13 protein-coding genes are annotated in these 17,041 nt (G+C 53.9%); 8 read left to right on the top strand and 5 right to left on the bottom strand.

What is annotated here, in order from left to right:
- Positions 1 to 149: 149 nt before the first annotated feature.
- Positions 150 to 1,691 (bottom strand): catalase KatB, encoded by a 1,542-nt coding sequence (gene katB, locus GHN86_RS18475; RefSeq protein ID WP_153379842.1) that lies wholly within the window; start codon positions 1,689 to 1,691, stop codon positions 150 to 152.
- Between the two features lie 270 nt (positions 1,692 to 1,961).
- Here katB and mscL point away from each other — a divergent pair, with 270 nt between their 5' ends.
- A complete protein-coding gene (gene mscL, locus GHN86_RS18470; RefSeq protein ID WP_153379844.1) occupies positions 1,962 to 2,375 on the top strand; it encodes a large-conductance mechanosensitive channel protein MscL in 414 nt (137 codons plus the stop codon).
- Positions 2,376 to 2,428: 53 nt separating this feature from the next.
- Here mscL and GHN86_RS18465 read toward each other — a convergent pair whose 3' ends face one another.
- A complete protein-coding gene (locus tag GHN86_RS18465; RefSeq protein WP_153379846.1) occupies positions 2,429 to 3,205 on the bottom strand; it encodes a ferredoxin--NADP reductase in 777 nt (258 codons plus the stop codon).
- A 438-nt stretch (positions 3,206 to 3,643) separates the two neighbouring features.
- Between GHN86_RS18465 and GHN86_RS23985 the strand changes: the two genes are divergently transcribed.
- Together GHN86_RS23985 and GHN86_RS18455 are read left to right on the top strand one after the other, a co-directional pair.
- A complete protein-coding gene (locus tag GHN86_RS23985) occupies positions 3,644 to 4,273 on the top strand; it encodes an autoinducer binding domain-containing protein (RefSeq protein ID WP_323369990.1) in 630 nt (209 codons plus the stop codon).
- Positions 4,274 to 4,441: 168 nt separating this feature from the next.
- On the top strand, positions 4,442 to 5,566 hold the full coding sequence (locus tag GHN86_RS18455) for a methyltransferase (protein WP_153379850.1): 1,125 nt from the start codon (positions 4,442 to 4,444) through the stop codon (positions 5,564 to 5,566).
- 59 nt (positions 5,567 to 5,625) lie between these two features.
- On the opposite strand, the gene glyA is transcribed toward GHN86_RS18455, so the two are convergent.
- Positions 5,626 to 6,879 carry a serine hydroxymethyltransferase gene (gene glyA / locus GHN86_RS18450; RefSeq protein WP_153379852.1) on the bottom strand — a complete coding sequence of 418 codons (1,254 nt, stop codon included), beginning with the start codon at positions 6,877 to 6,879 and terminating at the stop codon, positions 5,626 to 5,628.
- Positions 6,880 to 6,978: 99 nt separating this feature from the next.
- The gene (locus tag GHN86_RS18445) at positions 6,979 to 10,425 is read right to left on the bottom strand and encodes an EAL and GGDEF domain-containing protein (RefSeq protein ID WP_153387087.1); all 3,447 of its coding nucleotides are present in this window, start codon (positions 10,423 to 10,425) and stop codon (positions 6,979 to 6,981) included.
- A gap of 280 nt (positions 10,426 to 10,705) precedes the next feature.
- Here GHN86_RS18445 and ettA point away from each other — a divergent pair, with 280 nt between their 5' ends.
- Together ettA and gdhA are read left to right on the top strand one after the other, a co-directional pair.
- Positions 10,706 to 12,373: an energy-dependent translational throttle protein EttA gene (gene ettA / locus GHN86_RS18440; RefSeq protein ID WP_153379856.1), complete on the top strand. Its 1,668-nt coding sequence runs from the start codon at positions 10,706 to 10,708 to the stop codon at positions 12,371 to 12,373.
- A gap of 387 nt (positions 12,374 to 12,760) precedes the next feature.
- Entirely contained in the window at positions 12,761 to 14,098 is a 1,338-nt protein-coding gene (gdhA, locus tag GHN86_RS18435; RefSeq protein WP_153379858.1) for an NADP-specific glutamate dehydrogenase, read from the top strand.
- Here gdhA and GHN86_RS18430 read toward each other — a convergent pair.
- Positions 14,095 to 14,589: a GreA/GreB family elongation factor gene (locus GHN86_RS18430; protein ID WP_153379860.1), complete on the bottom strand. Its 495-nt coding sequence runs from the start codon at positions 14,587 to 14,589 to the stop codon at positions 14,095 to 14,097. The genes gdhA and GHN86_RS18430 overlap by 4 nt on opposite strands.
- A gap of 458 nt (positions 14,590 to 15,047) precedes the next feature.
- Here GHN86_RS18430 and GHN86_RS18425 point away from each other — a divergent pair, with 458 nt between their 5' ends.
- From GHN86_RS18425 to GHN86_RS18415, 3 genes are all read left to right on the top strand, one after another.
- Entirely contained in the window at positions 15,048 to 15,896 is an 849-nt protein-coding gene (locus GHN86_RS18425; protein WP_323369397.1) for a sugar phosphate isomerase/epimerase, read from the top strand.
- A gap of 94 nt (positions 15,897 to 15,990) precedes the next feature.
- Positions 15,991 to 16,704 (top strand): AzlC family ABC transporter permease, encoded by a 714-nt coding sequence (locus GHN86_RS18420; protein ID WP_323369398.1) that lies wholly within the window; start codon positions 15,991 to 15,993, stop codon positions 16,702 to 16,704.
- Positions 16,701 to 17,036 (top strand): AzlD domain-containing protein, encoded by a 336-nt coding sequence (locus GHN86_RS18415; protein ID WP_153387085.1) that lies wholly within the window; start codon positions 16,701 to 16,703, stop codon positions 17,034 to 17,036. The genes GHN86_RS18420 and GHN86_RS18415 overlap by 4 nt, the downstream gene beginning before the upstream one ends.
- Positions 17,037 to 17,041: the final 5 nt, after the last annotated feature.

The raw sequence follows: 17,041 nt of genomic DNA, 5'->3' as shown, positions 1-17,041 counted from the left end.
TATCAGGGAAATCGCTTCGCTAACTGTTCGCTATGTCTCCGAACAAAGTGTTCGCGATGTCCCCGGTCCATACACTCTCGGAGGGAGAGGGGACTGACACTCATCAGCTCCATCTCCCTGCGGGAGAGGGTTGGGGTGAGGGTAAAAAGTTAATCCACTAACTTGGCAGCCAGCGCTTTAACCCGCGCCAGATCCCCTTTTGCGACTTTGGTGACACCGGTGCCGTACTCAGGGTCAGCTTTGTAGAGGAACGACAGGATGATGTGCTTGCTGACGTCATCGGTGGTTGCCAACGAACCGCCAAAGCTTTCAATCAAATCACTGCGCTCTTTCTTGCTATACGAACGGTACAAATCACCCGCTTGCTTGAAGTTTTGCTCACGCTGGATCTTCGCTTGCTGGGTAGTGCCTGATACCGGCATCTGGCTGTAAAGGGCAGATTGCGGCTCTTCACGGGGCATCAAGCGGCTTGGCTGGTAGTTCACACCCGTGGTGGTGTGACCGGCATTCATCGCACCGTCCTGATTGCCGTTGTTCACTGCCACACGTGGGGCGTTGATCGGCAATTGCATGGCGTTCGCACCCAAACGGTACATCTGGGTGTCGGCGTACGAGAACACGCGACCTTGCAGGAGGCGGTCTTCAGACGGCTCGATGCCAGGCACCAGGTTTGCCGGCGCCATTGCAACTTGCTCGGTTTCCTGGAAAACGTTGGCCGGGTTACGGTTCAGCACCATTTGACCGACTTTACGCTCAGGGACGTTGGGCCAGATTTTAGTAGCGTCCAAGGGGTCAAAGTCGAAAGTTTTCAGGTCTTCAGGTTTGAGCACTTGTACGTAAAGATCCCATTTAGGGAAGTCGCCCTTGTTGATGTGCGTGACCAGATCATGGGTCATGTGGCTGTAGTCTTGCCCCTGAACCTGAGTCACTTGTTTTGGATCAAGGTTGTTCAGGCCTTGCAGGCTTTTCCAGTGGAATTTCACATAGCGCATATTGCCTTTGGCGTTAACCAATTTGTAGGCGTGTACACCGTTGCCGTCCATTTCGCGATAGCTGGCCGGTGTACCCGCGTTGGAGTACAGCTCGGTCAGCGTGCGGGTGGCTTCCGGGACGTGCGAGAAGAAGTCAAAACGGCGTGAGTCATCATCAAGGTTGGTGCGTGGGTCAGGCTTGAAAGCGTGAACCATGTCCGGGAACTTGATGGCATCACGGATAAAGAACGTCGGGAAGTTGTTGCCTACCAAGTCCCAGTTACCGTCAGCGGTGTAGAACTTGGTGGCAAACCCACGTGGGTCGCGCAAGGTTTCTGGCGAATGAGCGCTGTGCACCACGGCCGAGAAACGCACAAATACCGGGGTGGTCACGCCAGCGGCGAACACTTTGGCTTTGGTCAGGTCGCTCAGGTCGTTAGTGACGGTAAACGTACCGTGAGCACCCGTGCCGCGCGCATGCACGACGCGCTCCGGAATACGCTCGCGGTCGAAGCGTTGCAGTTTTTGCAGCAACTGCACGTCTTGCAGCATCACAGGGCCGTTGGCGCCAGCTGTTTGGGAGTTCTGGTTGTCGCCAACAGCGGCACCGTTGTCGCGCGTCAAGGTCGCTGCGTTAACTGAAACCGACAGCAGGCTGGCGCTTAAAACACACAGCAGGCGACCCTGCGAAAGCAGTCCTGAGCCTAGGGGGGTGGTCATGCGTAAGTCCTCTGGTTATTTGTCTGCGCATCAAGGCGCTGAGCAAAGGCTAGAGGCCTGGAGCGAAAACTCTAAATAGAAAGGTCGCACACACTCGATTGAAAAAAAGGTCTGGCCCTAACGCGCGTAAACGGTTATTTAGCGCGTCTTTTCTTAAACTTTTGCGCCCTCTGTCGGTCAATCGCTGAGCATAAAAGAGGACTGGCAGGCAAGATCTGTCAGGCTGATTTACACTTCACCCTCAACCTCATCTGTAACAAGGAATAACCTATGGGCGTGATAAGTGAGTTCAAGGCCTTCGCGGTCAAAGGTAACGTGGTCGATATGGCCGTTGGTATCATCATCGGCGCAGCGTTCGGCAAGATCGTTTCCTCCTTTGTAGGCGATGTGATCATGCCGCCCTTGGGGTTGTTGATCGGCGGGGTGGATTTCACGGATCTGGCCATTACCCTCAAAGCTGCAGCGGGGGATGCGCCTGCCGTGGTGTTGGCCTATGGCAAGTTTATCCAGAGTGTTATTGATTTTATTATCGTGGCCTTCGCCATCTTTATGGGTGTAAAGGCAATCAACCGACTTAAACGTGAAGAAGCAGTGGCTCCAAGTGCGCCACCGTTGCCTTCCAAAGAAGAAGAACTGCTGGGTGAGATTCGTGACTTGCTCAAAGTACAGAACACCAAGCCTTAAACGGTTTGTTTAAACAGCGGCGCCTTAAGGCGCCGTTGTTTATAGGGCCTGAATCACCAGTAGTTTTCAACGGCCACCTGACCGGGGCGGCGCGTCAGGCTAAGTTGCAAATTGCGCTCTTTAAGAAGTTTGCGCGTGTCGTCAATCATTTGCGGATTGCCGCACAGCATAACCCTGGAATGTTCAGGGCTTAGTTCAACGCCAGCAGCACGTTCTAACTCACCACTCTCAATCAATGTGGTGATGCGGCCATTGAGTGCCCCCGGCACGTGTTCGCGAGTCACTATCGGGATATAGGTCAATTTGTGCACGTGTTCAGCAAGGTATTCGCGTTGGGCCAAATCAGCTATCAGGTCCTGATAGGCCAGTTCGCGTGCTTCGCGAGCACTATAGACCAGCACGATCCGTTCAAATTTCTCCCAGACCTCAAAGTCCTGAAGGATCGACAGGAAAGGTGCCACTCCCGTGCCCGTGGCCAGTAACCACAAGTCACGACCGTCAATAAATCGGTCCAGCGTTAGATAGCCATACGCCTGTCGCTCAACCATTAGTGTGTCACCGACCTTGAGCCGGCTCAGCTCACTGGTGAATTCCCCTCCTGGCACCACGATGGAAAAGAACTCCAGAAACTCGTCGTAAGGTGATGAGACAACCGAATACGCTCGCCATACGGTGCTTCCATCGGCTTTGGTAACGCCCAGCTTGGTGAATTGCCCGGCGCGGAAACGAAACCCTCTGTCGCGAGTGGTGCGCAGCGTAAACAGGCTGGGTGTCAGAGGGTTTACCTCAAGCAGCGTCTGGCGTGTGAACTTGTCTGCACTGTCGGTCATGGGGCGCTCCGTGTTGGCTGAGGCGCTAGTGTCGCGCAAACCTGCTCGTGAGAACACCTGCAATGAGTGGTGGCTTAAGGCGTTCTGACGTGCCGCTTCTAACTATGCAACGAGTTATATAGTTGTAGCTCTCAACTAAAAATAGAGTATTCGCCCTATTTGTTTTTTCGCAAAGCAAAAAATTGACGCCATATATCTAACTAACGGGCGCTCTTTTAAGTACTTTTTAATATGTCGATCCGCTCATCAAAAAAGTTTATTTTTTTGTGCGGGGTGGTGTAATTTCCTACAGTGATTCTACTAGTACCCTACTCTAAATTCCGTATTCGTCATTCTCATTGGTGCGGTCTATCTCATGAGCATTAAGTGCATACCCGATGAAAAACAATATGTTATCAAGCTGAATCCGAATAGCTTATATGAATACACTCACCATGAATTCAGTGTTATGGGTTTGAGTATTTCTACTTGCGCTTCACTGCTCACCCAAAAGACACTCATATGAGTGTAAAAAATATTACTAACTATCCGAATGAACTTGCTGAGTATTATAAAAGGCTTGAAGCCTCTCTTAAAAATCCATTAGTCAGTCATTGCCAGCGTTCCATTGATCCACTTATTTGGAGTGAGTCCGTTTTTCGGGGCATCCCCGAACTCTGGAAAAAAACTCGGGCTCACGGGCTGAACTATGGCTGGTCACAAGCGGTGCATGACACTCAGGGCAGGACCAGTATTCTGAGCATGGCCAGAAGTAAACCGATTATTACGAAAGATGAATTTCATGAAAAAGCAGCCGATGTGTTGTGGTTGTGCAATCAATTACATAGCGCTGTGTTCGCCCAGCTTTCATCCGAACAAAAGCCTCACGCTCTTCTTGAGCCTTTGTCCCTGCGTGAGGCAGAGGTGTTGAGGTGGACAGCTCAAGGCAAAACCGCTTCGGATGTCGGCATGATTCTGGGGCTGACCACACGAACGGTGAATTTTCATATCAGCAGTGCGATCAGAAAACTGGGTACCAGCAATAAGACTTCCGCGGTAGTACTCGCTACTCAACGCGGTTTTATTTAGTTCAGCGCGCTTTAGAGCTGTTACCTCGTCAGCGCGCTCAATCGCATCAGGCAATTAGCCTTAAAAAAAAGTAAAATCAGCGGCATCTGTAAAACCCACCGGTCTCGATAGCCTGTCAAACCGCCCCAAGGCGATTTCATGGGTATCGATGCCCCAGAGTTTGTATAAATGCCTGTGCTCGAAAGCCCGTTCGCCCAACTCCGTTTGATCCGCCAACCTGAACAGCAGAATGAGCCGTTGCAGGCCTTTGATGCTGCGGATGAATATTTACTCAACCATGTGGCCGAACAGGGATTACCCGTTGATAGCCGGGTACTGATCCTCAATGACAGCTTCGGAGCACTGGCAATCAGCCTGGTGGCTACGATGAAGGTCACCAGCAGCAGCGACTCTTTTCTCGCCATTCAGGCGCTGGAGAAGAATCTGGTTCTCAACGGTCATGCATTTGATGCGGTCACGATTATCCCTGCCAGTGAGCCACTAACAGGCCCTTTCGACTGCGTGTTGGTGCGCGTGCCGAAAACCCTGGCGCTGCTTGAGGAACAGCTCATCCGTCTGCAAGGCCAACTGGCGCCGAACGCTCAGGTGATTGCGGGGGCGATGGTCAAGCATTTGCCGCGCGCTGCAGGTGATCTGCTGGAGCGATATATCGGGGCGGTGCAAGCGTCATTGGCGGTCAAAAAAGCCCGCTTGCTGATTGCCACCCCTGAAGTTAAAGAGCGGTTTGTTTCGCCGTACCCATCGCGCTATAAGCTGGACGAGCCGCCGATTGAGCTGCTCAACCATGCCAACGTTTTCTGCCGAGAAGGGCTGGATATCGGCACTCGCGCTTTTCTGCCCCATCTGCCCAAAAACCTGGGGGCTGGACGTGTTGCTGATGTGGGGTGCGGTAATGGGGTGTTGGCGATTGCCAGCGCTCTGAATAATCCTCAGGCTCACTACACGCTGGTTGACGAGTCGTTTATGGCGGTGCAGTCCGCCCGTGAAAACTGGCAGGCTATTCTGGGTGATCGTGAGGTCATTGTGCGGGCCGGTGACGGCTTGGCCGGGCAAGCGCCGAACTCTCTGGACGTGGTGCTGTGCAACCCGCCGTTCCACCAGCAGCAAGTGGTAGGCGACTTTCTGGCGTGGCGCATGTTCCAGCAAGCCCGTGAAGCGCTGGTCGTCGGAGGTGCTCTGTATATTGTCGGCAACCGTCATCTGGGTTATCACAGCAAACTGGCCAAGTTGTTTCGCGGTGTAGAACAAGTGGCGGCCACGCCCAAGTTTGTGATTCTCAAAGCCCGCAAGTAAGCCATCGCGCACAAAAAAGCCCGGCTCAAGAGCCGGGCTTTTTGTTCAGCGATTTACACTTAGTTGCCGTAAACCGGCAGCTTGGCGCAGATGGCTTTTACTTTTTCGCGAACAGCATCAATCACGGCTTCGTTATTAATGTCGTCGAGGATGTCGCAGATCCAGCCCGCCAGTTCACGGCACTCTTCAACTTTGAAGCCGCGAGTGGTGACTGCCGGAGTACCGAAACGCAGGCCCGAGGTTACGAACGGGGAGCGTGGATCGTTCGGCACGGAGTTTTTATTCACGGTGATAAATGCTTTGCCCAGTGCGGCGTCAGCGTCTTTGCCGGAGATGTCTTGCTTGATCAGCGACAGCAGGAACAGGTGGTTTTCAGTGCCGCCCGATACCACGTCAAAACCGCGCTCGATAAATACCGATGCCATGGCTTGAGCGTTTTTCACCACTTGCTGCTGGTAAACCTTGAACTCAGGTTGCAGGGCTTCTTTGAAGCAAACTGCCTTGCCCGCAATCACGTGCTCCAGTGGGCCGCCTTGCGAACCCGGGAAAACAGCCGAGTTCAGCTTTTTCTCTATTTCAGGGTTGGCTTTGGCCAGGATCAGGCCACCACGTGGACCGCGCAGGGTTTTGTGAGTCGTGGTGGTGACCACGTCTGCAAACGGCACAGGGTTCGGGTAAACGCCCGCGGCGACAAGACCAGCTACGTGAGCCATGTCGACGAACAGGTAAGCGCCTACTTTGTCGGCGATGGCGCGGAAGCGCGGGAAGTCCAGAATCTGCGAGTAGGCAGAGAAACCGGCCACGATCATTTTTGGCTTGTGCTCAACAGCCAGACGCTCGACTTCGTCGTAGTCGATCAGGCCGTTGGCGTCGATGCCGTACTGAATGGCGTTGTACAGCTTGCCCGAAGACGAAACGCTGGCGCCGTGGGTCAAGTGACCGCCGTGAGCCAGGCTCATGCCCAGAATGGTGTCGCCTGCCGACAGCAGCGCCAGGTAAACAGCGCTGTTGGCTTGAGAACCGGCGTGCGGTTGAACGTTGGCGTAATCGGCGCCGAACAGTTCCTTGGCGCGGTCGATGGCCAGTTGCTCAACCACGTCGACGTATTCGCAGCCGCCGTAGTAACGCTTGCCCGGATAACCTTCGGCGTACTTGTTGGTCAGTACCGAGCCTTGAGCTTCCATGACCGCAGGGCTGGTGTAGTTTTCCGAGGCGATGAGCTCAATATGTTCTTCCTGACGCTGAGCTTCTTGCTCCATGGCGGCAAAAAGGTCGGCGTCGAACTTGGCAAGTGTCAAATCACGGCTGAACATGGCGGTCCTCAAGGATCGGGGGGCAGAAAAGGAGGGCATTCTAACTCAATGGGTTTTTTCTGGCATATGAATGCGATTCATGGTGACGAGCTGCCAACTTCACGCGGTCAGCTCGCAGCTGGCTGCCTTTAGTTGCAAGGCTAACTGCTCGGCAGGCACCGGTCGGCCAAATAGATAACCCTGCACCTCATCGCAACCGTGCTCACGCAAAAAATTCAGTTGTTCATGGGTCTCGACGCCCTCGGCGATCACCGACAGGTTCAGGCTGTGGGCCATCGCAATTATGGCCCGGGCAATTTGCGCATCCTGCTCGCCCAGCGGCAGCCCATCGACGAAGGTGCGGTCAATTTTCAACACGTCGATGGGGAACTGTTTGAGGTAGTTGAGCGACGAGTAACCCGTGCCGAAGTCATCGACAGCAATACTCAGGCCGAGGTTTTTGAGGCTGGCCAGAATGTGCAGGGCTTCGCTGACTTCACGCATCAGGATGCTTTCGGTCAGTTCCAGCTCCAGACAGGCCGGAGGCAAGCCCGTCAGCTTGAGGATGTTGGCGATGCGTGTTCCCAGTTGCCCATCGGAAAACTGCCGCGCCGAGATATTGACCGACACTTTAGGGACCCGCACTTTGGTCTGGTGCCAATGTTTGAGCTGTCGACAGGCTTCTGTCAGCACCCAGTCACCCACTTCGACCACCAGCCCCAATTCTTCCAGCACCGGGATGAAGTCCCCCGGCGGCACTAGCCCGCGCCGCGGGTGATTCCAGCGCAGCAAGGCTTCGACCCCGGTCAGGCGTTTGCCGTCGCCGCTGAATTGTGGCTGGTAATAGAGGATGAACTCTTGCAGATCCAGCGCGTGGCGCAAGTCACTCTCAAGTTCGAGGCGCTCCAGCGCGCTGGCGTTCATGTCGGCCTGATAGAACTGGAAGTTGTTTTTACCGCGCTCCTTGGCGTGATACATCGCCGTGTCGGCGTTCTTCATCAGTTGGCTGAGTTCTTTGCCATCCTGCGGGCTCAGGGCGATGCCAATACTGGCTGTCACGAAGAACTCGCGGCTTTCGAGGACAAAAGGCTTCACCAGGCTGGCGAGAATTTGTTCGGCAACATGCACGGCCCGATTCAGGGCCAGCTCACGGGTATCGCGCGGCTCCAACAGTAACGTGAATTCGTCCCCGCCCATGCGGGCCACGGTATCGTCGTCGCCAACACAGGCCAACAAGCGAATGGCCATAGCTTTGAGCATGCGATCCCCTGCGGCATGCCCCAACGAGTCATTGATAGGCTTGAAACGGTCGAGGTCGAGGAACATCAATACCACCCACGATTTGTGCCGCTCGGCCTGTTGCAACGCCGTGTGCAGTCGGTCCTGAAACAGTGTGCGGTTCGGCAGATGAGTCAGGGCGTCGTAATACGCCAATCGATGAATGCGCTGTTCACTGGCCTTGCGTTCGCTGATGTCGCTGAAGAAACACACGTAACTGGCCAAATCGCCTTCATCATCCAGCACCGCGGTGATTCCGACCCACGCCGGATAGTGCTCGCTGTTGCGCCGTTTGAGCCACACCTCGCCTTCCCATGAGCGATGCTGGCTGAGTTGTTTGAAGATGTAGCGCAAGTGCGCCTGCTGTTCTTCGTCCACGGTGAGCATGGTGGGCAGTTGATCAAGTACCTGTGACACGGCGTAACCGCTGACTCGGCTGAAGGCTTCGTTGGCCTGCACGATAAACCCGTCAGGGTCCGTGATCAGGATGGCCGAGGTCGAGTGCTCGAACACGGTGGCGGCCATGCGTAAGGATTCGCTGGCTTCAACCTGGTCGGTGATGTCTTTGGCCACCCCGATGATCCGCGTGACCTGGTCGCGAGCGTTACGGGTCAAGGCCTGTTCGCGTATATCAAAACGTCGCCACATGCCCGTACGATGGCGAAAACGCAACTGGCACTGCAACAGTTGGCTGTAGGCGTTGGCACGTTGCAGGATGCGCCGCTGTTCGTAACGTTCGGCGTCCTCGGGGTGCAGCAGGATTTCCCAGAAATAAGCGCCCATCTGGTGCAATTCAACGTCGTTGTAGCCAAGGCTATAACCCAGATGGTGATTGCTGAAAATCATCATCTGACTATTTACGTCTTGAACGTACAAGTGGTCAGGCACGGTGCGCACGACTTCGGACCAGAAGCGTTCTCGCTCTTGCAGGGATAACTCAATCAGCTTGCGGCTGGTGATGTCGGTAATGCTCAGAATGACCGCGTGATAGTCCTGCTCGGTCTCCGGGACGCGAACCACCAGCCATAAGTGTTGGTCTTCACCCTTGGCATCACTCAGTTTAATTTCCAGCTCAAGCTGATGCTGATGGGTTATTACGGCTTCAATCAACCGATAACCAATCGCAGCAGTGTTTTTTGGGCAACCGTTAATCAGTTTTAACCAGGCGCCTTCTTCAGATTCGACCTGCAACAAGTGCATGGCCACCTGATTCACTTCGGTAATGCGCAACTGTTCAAATAATGACGGGTAATGCGCCGGGTTCGCGATCAGCCAGCGCGCCAGAGCGTCTGTACTGTTCAATTTTTCGCGCTCAAGAAAACCCGGCAAGCTGGCCAGATCAAGCACGCACAGCGCCACTCCGGTGCCTTCAAAAATATCGTGATAACGCCGACGTCCTTCATGTAACTGACGTTGGCGGCGGCGCATGTTCATCAGCGCGACAATCGGCAGTAATGAAAACAGCAAGCCCAGCAGGCACTTGCCAATCAGCCCGGGCAGTAAAGCTTCAAGGGTTTTCTGTTCGTTGAACAACCCCCGCAGTTGCCAGTCGCTGTGACTCAAGGGCGTCAGCAGTACGGTCTCTTCCTTATCCGCCAAAGTCATGGCTGAGCCCGGACGAACGGATTTGTCGCTATGGCTGAGCACTCTGCCGGTTTGCATGTTTTCAATCAGCCATTGCGGGCGGTTGGCTGCGGCGCTCTGGCGTGTCAGGTTTTGCAGCAAGTCCGGGGTCATGCGCAGCAGCCAGTAACCCTTGGTCGGGCCGCTGGGCTGACTCAGCAATAAATAAGCAAGACTGGCGTCACGGTTGCTGGCGTAGTAATAACCGTCGGTGCGGTGGTTGGGTTGACGGTATTTGATCCAGTCAGCGAGGAAGGCGGCATCGGGGCTAATGCCTGTGCTATCGATCAGCACTTCACCGCCCGGGGTTAGCCAGGCAAGGCTATGCAGGGACGGCAAGGATTGGCGCAGTCGATTGACCAGTGCTTGCTGCTGGCGCGGGGTGGTTGGCTGCTCGTACTGAGGTAACTGGTTCAACGCGATTTCGGCTCTGAGGGCCATATTCAGGCTGATGTTGTCAGCCAGATCCGCGCTGTAATTAATACTCCAAAGCCGCTCTTGCTGAAGCGTTTCCTGGAATTGCTCAATTAACAACCAGAACAACAAGCCCAGCAGCAGCAGCACCAGTGTCGCCAGTGCCCCTTTGAGCGTACCGCGCACAGGCGTGCCAGTGCGTTGGCCTGGGTTGGGTGCGCGAGTGGACGTTGACGCGTTGACGTTGGGCAAGCTGTGATCCTGCGGTTTGGCTGTATGGCTATAAGCCTACGCCCAGAGGACGCCTAGCATGCCTTGGGTTGTGGCAAAGTGCCAGCTCTGTGGTGTCGGTTGGTTTGCCCTGATCAGCGCATTCAGGTAGCTTTGCCGGTTACGCGGGAGCATTCGATCTCCTACACTTAGGCTTTTTGTGCGAGCAGGTATTGATCCATATCAATCCCTGACTGACCGCTATGGCCTGATCCGGGCATTGCTCGCGCTTTATTCATCAGTCACAGACGCTAGGTTCTCCATGGCCCAATACGTTTTCACCATGCATCGGCTGAGCAAAGTTGTTCCGCCGAAGCGGGAAATACTGAAAAACATCTCCCTGTCGTTTTTTCCGGGCGCCAAGATCGGCGTACTCGGTCTGAACGGTTCGGGTAAATCCACCCTGTTGAAAATCATGGCTGGCGTTGACACCGAGTTTGACGGTGAAGCCCGTCCAATGCCGGATCTGAACATAGGCTATCTGCCACAAGAACCGCAACTGGATCCAAGCAAAACCGTTCGCGAAGTGGTCGAAGAAGCCGTTAGCGTGATCAAGGACGCCCAGGCGCGTCTGGATCAGGTGTATGCCGAGTACGCAGACCCGGATGCCGACTTCGACAAGCTGGCCGCTGAACAGGCCAAGCTCGAAGCCATCCTGCAAGCGAGCGACGGTCACAACCTTGAGCGCCAGTTGGAAGTCGCAGCCGATGCGCTGCGCTTGCCGGCTTGGGATGCCAAGGTCGAGCACCTGTCGGGTGGCGAGAAGCGCCGTGTGGCTCTGTGCCGCCTGCTGCTGTCGGCCCCGGACATGCTGCTGCTCGACGAACCGACCAACCACCTGGACGCTGATTCGGTGGCCTGGCTGGAGCACTTCCTGCACGACTTCCCGGGTACCGTGGTTGCGATTACGCACGACCGTTACTTCCTGGACAACGTGGCGGGCTGGATTCTGGAACTTGACCGCGGTGCGGGCATTCCTTACGAAGGCAACTACTCGGGTTGGCTTGAAGCCAAGTCCGACCGTCTGGCTGCCGAATCCAAGCAGCAATCGGCCCATGAAAAGGCCATGAAAGACGAGCTGGAATGGGTTCGTAAAGGCGCGAAAGCGCGGCAGTCCAAATCCAAGGCACGTCTGCAACGTTTCGAAGAACTGCAATCGCAGGAATTCCAGAAACGCAGCGAGACCAACGAAATCTACATCCCGGCCGGCCCGCGCCTGGGTGACAAGGTTATCGAGTTCAAAAACGTCTCCAAGGGTTACGGCGATCGCGTGCTGATCGACAACCTGTCGTTCGCCATGCCTAAAGGCGCCATCGTTGGCGTGATCGGCGGTAACGGTGCCGGTAAATCGACCCTGTTCCGCATGCTGATGGGCAAAGAACAGCCGGATTCGGGCAGCATTGAAATCGGCGACACCGTGCAACTGGCCTGTGTAGACCAGAGCCGTGACGACCTGGATGGCAGCAAAACGGTATTCCAGGCTATTTCCGATGGTTCTGATGTGATCCGCATCGGCAACTATGAAATTCCGTCGCGTACCTATGTGGGTCGTTTCAACTTCAAAGGCGGCGATCAGCAGAAGTTCGTCAAGGACCTGTCCGGTGGTGAGCGTGGTCGCTTGCACCTGGCCCTGACCTTGAAAGAGGGCGCCAACGTGTTGCTGCTCGACGAACCGTCCAACGACCTTGACGTTGAGACCTTGCGTTCGCTGGAAGAAGCGCTGCTGGACTTCCCGGGCGCCGCCATTGTGATCTCTCACGATCGGTGGTTCCTTGACCGCGTCGCGACTCACATCCTGGCGTACGAAGACGATTCCCAAGCGATCTTCTTTGAAGGCAACTACACCGAGTACGAAGCGGACCGTAAAAAGCGCCTTGGCGAAGCGGCCACCTTGCCGCACCGTGTGCGTCACAAAAAACTGGCCCAGTAAGGGCGGTTGCAACACAAGACGGCGCCTTCGGGCGCCGTTTTTTGTTGGGGGCACTGACCTCATTTCGTAGCAGCTGCCGAAGGCTGCCTCCGGCGGCGAAGCCGTCGTAAAGGCAGTGTTTCTGTGAGTATGCGGATACGAACCTTGCGATCGCTTCGCAATCGGACGCAGCCTTCGGCAGCTGCTACGAATTGGGTTTCGATGGTGCAAAACTGGGTACAACAATCCCTTTTTTAGTGCGCAAAACTCCATAAAATCAGCTCTATTTATATAAAAGCACCATTTAAATTCAGAACTGCGACATTTTGCGCTGTCGCGGTGCGACATGAATTGATAAAGTTCTGGCCAATCGCCTTCTAACGACAACAAATTTGCCGAGACTTTTCCATGATCGAATCCGTCGACCACTTCCTTGCCCGCCTGAAAAAACGTGACCCGGACCAACCAGAATTCCACCAGGCTGTGGAAGAAGTACTGCGCAGCCTTTGGCCTTTTCTTGAAGCCAACCCGCACTACCTGACCTCAGGCATTCTTGAACGCATCTGTGAACCTGAGCGCGCCATTGTGTTCCGTGTCTCGTGGGTGGATGACGAAGGCAAAGTGCGGGTCAACCGCGGTTTCCGTATTCAGATGAACAGCGCCATTGGCCCGTATAAAGGCGGGTTGCGCTTCCACCCGTCGGTCAACTTGGGTGTGCTGAAGTTTCTGGCCTTTGAACAGACCTTCAAAAACTCCCTGACCTCGTTGCCCATGGGTGGCGGCAAGGGTGGCTCGGACTTCAACCCTAAAGGCAAAAGCGACGCAGAAGTCATGCGCTTCTGTCAGGCGTTTATGAGCGAGCTGTATCGTCATATTGGTTCGGATGTGGATGTCCCTGCGGGCGATATCGGTGTCGGCGCACGGGAAATCGGCTTTATGTTCGGCCAATACAAGCGTCTGAGTAATCAATTTACCTCGGTGCTGACCGGCAAAGGCATGAGCTACGGTGGCAGTTTGATTCGTCCGGAAGCCACCGGTTTTGGCTGTGTGTACTTCGCTCAGGAAATGCTCAAACGCAGCGGTCAGCGAATTGACGGCAAGCGGGTTGCAATCTCCGGTTCCGGTAACGTGGCGCAGTACGCGGCACGCAAAGTGATGGATCTGGGCGGCAAAGTGATTTCGCTGTCTGACTCTGAAGGCACGCTGTACTGCGAAGCGGGTTTAAGCGAAGAACAGTGGGAAGCACTGATGGCGCTCAAAAACGTCAAGCGCGGCCGTATCAGCGAATTGGCGACACAGTTTGGTCTGGAGTTTCTGGCCGACCAGCACCCGTGGAACCTGGCGTGCGACATTGCCCTGCCTTGCGCGACCCAGAACGAACTCGATGCTGATGCGGCACGTACGTTGCTGCGCAATGGCTGCGTGTGCGTGGCTGAAGGCGCGAACATGCCGACCACCCTTGAGGCCGTCGATCTGTTTATTGAAGCGGGTACGTTGTTTGCGCCGGGCAAGGCTTCGAATGCTGGTGGTGTGGCCGTGAGCGGCCTGGAAATGTCGCAGAACGCCATGCGTTTGCTGTGGACGGCGGGCGAGGTGGACAGCAAGTTGCACAACATCATGCAGTCCATTCACCATGCGTGTGTGCACTACGGTGAAGAGAACGGTCGCATCAACTACGTTAAAGGCGCCAACATTGCCGGTTTCGTCAAAGTGGCTGACGCCATGCTGGCACAGGGTGTGGTTTAAGCCGGTTCAATCCTGATGATTTCGACCTGCAGGTTACCAGCAGGTCGAACCCACAGCACCTCATCGCCCAACTGCGCGCCCAACAATGCGCGGCCCAGCGGTGAGCCCCAATTGATGAGGCCATGTGCAGCATCGGCCTGATCTTCGCCGACCAGTTGTACCCTCTGCTCAACGCCGTGTTCATCGGCAAACGTCACCCAACTGCCAATCTGCACCTCCTGCGTTGATGTGGCAGGTGGTACAACCTGGGCTGTTTTCACGCGTTGAATAAAGTAGCGCAAGTCGCGTTCAAGCTCGGCTATTCGCTGTTTATCGACCTGCTCGCCGCGCGCAGATTCTTCACTGTGCTGGCGCTGTAACTCGCTGACTTTGGACTGCAGGAGGGCAAGCCCCTCGGCGGTCACCCGGTTGGGCTGGTCGCTGATGTGGCGCTCGATGGGCGTGTTGGCCTGATCGGCAGCGTTGTCTTCATTTACAAAAGCACGACTCATGATTGGTCTTCCTTGTAAATAGGTAGTAGTTATATGAGCCCGTGCGGACGCAAGGGTTCAGAATAATAAATTACCGAAATATCAGGCGATCTAGGGGCAATAGCGCTGTGTGACTTTTGTGTGCGAGGGCTGGATAACTTGGTATTGTTTGTAGGGTTGTTATTAGAGAAACGTGTGAAAGTTTTCTTAAGTAGGTAAGTGGCTTTTAAGTGTCAAGCTGGCCGGCCGTTAATGCGCAGTGAGATTTAAGGGCACATGAAGTGCACTCATATTTTGTATTATTTGATGTTGGTTATTTTTGAGAGTGATCGTTTATGGTGGCTGTGTGCTTAGTGTTTGCGGATTTTAGTGATAAGTTTTTTTGCGTGCGCTAAATAAAGCGGGTGGTTGATGGCGAGTTTCGCCCTGGCTACGGGGCGCAAGTTAGTGTTGAATATATAAAAATGGAGAGTTGAACAGTGGATGTCATTAAGCATGCGGGCCAAGTGCCTTGGCCGTCATATATAAGTGCGGCAGCGCAACAAGATTATTTGAAAGCTGAAGACGGCATTCTGAAGGCGGCTGAGCAAGGCTACAGTCATTGGTACATAGATGGAAGTTTGCCTGGGGAACGGCCCGGTGACTGGAATAGCCAGCGTATTGGCACGCTCAATGAGACGATTGCAAAGGTCGGTGTAAAACCGATTTATCACGGTAATTTTAAGGCCCCTCTAGGCAGTGACGTTCCGGAGTTGGGGCGTGCGGCGTTAGAGTATATAAAACGCGAAGTGGATTTAAGCGCTGCAATAGGTGGTGCGCCCGTCATTGTCCATGGCGGCGGCATAGTTGAGCCTCGTCGTGTTATTGAAGCCCGGCGCAGTGGGTTGTCGATGTTGATCAAGAACGTGGCTGAGCTGGTTGAATACGCCCGTCAACAAAACGTGGAGATATGGCTGGAGAACTTGAGTAATTACACGCGGTTCCACCCGTTTTATTATGTGTGTGTGACGGAAGACGAATATGCAGAAGTCCTTGAAAGCGTGCCGGGACTAAAATTTTTCTTTGATGTGTCACATGCGCATGTGAATGACGGAGATCCAGTCAAGGTTTTCGAGCGGTTACACGGTTCTATGGTAGGCATGTCCTTTAGCGATAATAAGGGCGAACGTGATTCGCACTTCCCATTGGGGAAAGGTACGTTGGATTACTCGGGTCTTGTGTCCTGTATAAAGAAACATAAATGGCAAGGCTTGGTGGGTTTTGAAACGCGAGGCAGTGTGCTGTCAGAAAGCATGGCCTATCTAAACCGCCTAGGATGCGAAACGTAATACTCTCCCGTTTGGCGTCTGATACTGAAGAGGACTGTCTCTCTGCGATGGGTTTGAGATAAATATTTAACGATTCATATCTCAGGTATTTCAAGTGTTTGCATTGTTCAATAAAAATCGCGGCCGTGATAGAGACGATTTCGTACAGGGATGCATTGACTCAGCGCCTGTCTGTATTGCTTTTGTCTTTATGTTCTTCTCAATTGGCGTGCTGTTGGCGTCAGCAGGTTTTTCGTTCTTTGAGTCCGTCATGATGACGGTGTTGGTTCATGCTGCACCATTGCAAGTTTTTATCGGCCAGTCAGGTGGGGACGCAGGGCTGTGGGCATTAGTGGCAGTTACACTGTTAGTTAATTTCCGTTTTATGATTATGTCGTCAGTGTTGTGTGAGCAGTTCAAGTCGGTATCGCTGATGAAAATGATACTTTCCGTTCAGCTCTTGTCAGTGTCCACCTTTACATTAGCCAGCGCACGCAAAGATAAAGTGTTGGACAGTTATCGTTACTATCTGGGATGTGGTATTAGCAGTTTGTCCGTGGCGGTTATTTTTACAGGTGTCGGGTATGTTATGCGCACGGACTTGAATCCCATGATAATAAGTGTGATAAGTATGATACTCCCGATACACTTTACCGCGTTGGCGGCCATGTCATGGCCTAAGTGGCGACCTGTACTGGCGACGATAGCAGGGTTTGTAGCCACTCCTTTAGCAGGCGCAGGACTGGGCGCTTACCAAGTGTTTGTAGTGCCTTTAGTATTGGGTGCCCTGTTTTTAGCAATGGATAAGCTCAAGAGTAATCGCCCATGAGTAACTGGACATTGATTGCAGTAGCAGCGGCATTATCTTATGCGTTGCGTTTTTTGCCGGTGCTCATATTTCGTCGATTTAAAATCAATGGGCAAGGGAGTTTTTATCAATTCTTGAGCTATGCCGCCTGTGCTGTAATGGGTGGCATTATTTATACGATCGCCTTTGGCGATGCTCTATTTAACTATTGGTCAGGGCACTTTGAAGGTGATCGCCTCGTCAAGTTATTAATTATGGTACTGGCTTTTACTGTGGCGGCCTGGACACGCAGTGTTTTTAAATCCTTGATCTGTTGTGTGTCGATATACACCGGGGCGTTGTATGTGCTGTAAGCACG

It is taken from the genome of Pseudomonas helleri (assembly GCF_009600315.1).
In the GTDB taxonomy this organism is placed as follows: Bacteria; Pseudomonadota; Gammaproteobacteria; order Pseudomonadales; family Pseudomonadaceae; genus Aquipseudomonas; species Aquipseudomonas helleri_A.
This window is presented reverse-complemented; position numbering and strand designations above follow the sequence as displayed.

Bases quoted from the DNA above. Each gene is read 5' to 3' on its own strand.
- glyA (WP_153379852.1), bottom strand. From the start codon at position 6,879: ATGTTCAGCCGTGATTTGACACTTGCCAAGTTCGACGCCGACCTTTTT.
- gdhA (WP_153379858.1), top strand. From the start codon at position 12,761: ATGATCGAATCCGTCGACCACTTCCTTGCCCGCCTGAAAAAACGTGAC.
- GHN86_RS18465 (WP_153379846.1), bottom strand. From the start codon at position 3,205: ATGACCGACAGTGCAGACAAGTTCACACGCCAGACGCTGCTTGAGGTA.
- mscL (WP_153379844.1), top strand. From the start codon at position 1,962: ATGGGCGTGATAAGTGAGTTCAAGGCCTTCGCGGTCAAAGGTAACGTG.
- ettA (WP_153379856.1), top strand. From the start codon at position 10,706: ATGGCCCAATACGTTTTCACCATGCATCGGCTGAGCAAAGTTGTTCCG.
- GHN86_RS18415 (WP_153387085.1), top strand. From the start codon at position 16,701: ATGAGTAACTGGACATTGATTGCAGTAGCAGCGGCATTATCTTATGCG.
- GHN86_RS18430 (WP_153379860.1), bottom strand. From the start codon at position 14,589: ATGAGTCGTGCTTTTGTAAATGAAGACAACGCTGCCGATCAGGCCAAC.
- GHN86_RS18455 (WP_153379850.1), top strand. From the start codon at position 4,442: ATGCCTGTGCTCGAAAGCCCGTTCGCCCAACTCCGTTTGATCCGCCAA.
- katB (WP_153379842.1), bottom strand. From the start codon at position 1,691: ATGACCACCCCCCTAGGCTCAGGACTGCTTTCGCAGGGTCGCCTGCTG.